The organism is Paenibacillus caui, assembly GCF_019904135.1.
In the GTDB taxonomy this organism is placed as follows: Bacteria; Bacillota; Bacilli; order Paenibacillales; family Paenibacillaceae; genus Fontibacillus; species Fontibacillus caui.
On sequence record NZ_JAIOGQ010000074.1, the window covers coordinates 1 to 1,641 of the forward strand.

The 1,641-nt window shown below is 54.7% G+C and carries 1 rRNA gene; it reads right to left on the bottom strand.

Annotation, left to right across the window (positions count from 1 at the left end):
* Nucleotides 1–2: 2 nt before the first annotated feature.
* A 23S ribosomal RNA gene (locus K7397_RS21140) occupies nucleotides 3–1,641 on the bottom strand; the annotation flags it as partial.

Sequence of the window (1,641 nt, forward strand, 5' to 3'; positions counted from 1 at the left end):
TTTTGGATAAGCCCTCGACCGATTAGTACTGGTCAGCTCCATGCATTGCTGCACTTCCACCCCCAGCCTATCTACCTCGTCGTCTTCAAGGGGTCTTACGATTTGGGAAATCTCATCTTGAGGGGGGCTTCACGCTTAGATGCTTTCAGCGCTTATCCCGTCCGCACTTAGCTACCCAGCTGTGCTCCTGGCGGAACAACTGGTACACCAGCGGTGCGTCCATCCCGGTCCTCTCGTACTAAGGACAGCTCCTCTCAAATTTCCTACGCCCACGACAGATAGGGACCGAACTGTCTCACGACGTTCTGAACCCAGCTCGCGTACCGCTTTAATGGGCGAACAGCCCAACCCTTGGGACCTACTTCAGCCCCAGGATGCGATGAGCCGACATCGAGGTGCCAAACCTCCCCGTCGATGTGGACTCTTGGGGGAGATAAGCCTGTTATCCCCAGGGTAGCTTTTATCCGTTGAGCGATGGCCCTTCCATGCGGTACCACCGGATCACTAAGCCCGACTTTCGTCCCTGCTCGACTTGTCAGTCTCGCAGTCAAGCTCCCTTTTGCCTTTGCACTCTTCGAATGATTTCCAACCATTCTGAGGGAACCTTGGGGCGCCTCCGTTACTCTTTAGGAGGCGACCGCCCCAGTCAAACTGCCCACCTGACACTGTCCCCATGCCCGATCAGGGCACCAGGTTAGAACTCCGATACGATCAGGGTGGTATCCCAACGCCGCCTCCAAGGAAGCTTGCGCTCCCTCTTCCTAGGCTCCCACCTATCCTGTACAAATCGTATCAAAGTCCAATATCAAGCTGCAGTAAAGCTCCATGGGGTCTTTCCGTCTTGTCGCGGGTAACCTGCATCTTCACAGGTATTAAAATTTCACCGGATCTCTCGTTGAGACAGCGCCCAAGTCGTTACGCCATTCGTGCGGGTCAGAATTTACCTGACAAGGAATTTCGCTACCTTAGGACCGTTATAGTTACGGCCGCCGTTTACTGGGGCTTCAGTTCATAGCTTCGGCCTAAACCTAACCACTCCCCTTAACCTTCCAGCACCGGGCAGGCGTCAGCCCGTATACTTCGCCTTGCGGCTTCGCACAGACCTGTGTTTTTGCTAAACAGTCGCTTGGGCCTTTTCACTGCGGCCCCCTCGAGCTATTCACTCTACCGGGGCACCCCTTCTCCCGAAGTTACGGGGTCATTTTGCCGAGTTCCTTAACGAGAGTTCTTCCGCGCGCCTTAGAATTCTCTTCTCGCCTACCTGTGTCGGTTTGCGGTACGGGCACCTTCACCTGGCTAGAGGCTTTTCTTGGCAGTGTGAGATCATGACCTTCGCTACTGTAATTTTCACTCCCCATCACAGCCCAGCCTTACGGTGTGCGGATTTGCCTACACACCAGCCTCACTGCTTGGACGGACATCCATCAGTCCGCGTCACTACCCTGCTGCGTCACCCCATCGCTCATAGCGGTTTACGGTGGTACAGGAATTTAAACCTGTTGTCCTTCGACTACGCCTATCGGCCTCGCCTTAGGTCCCGACTTACCCTGAGCGGACGAACCTTCCTCAGGAACCCTTAGGCTTTCGGCGGATCAGATTCTCACTGATCTTTTCGTTACTCATACCGGCATTCTCACTTGT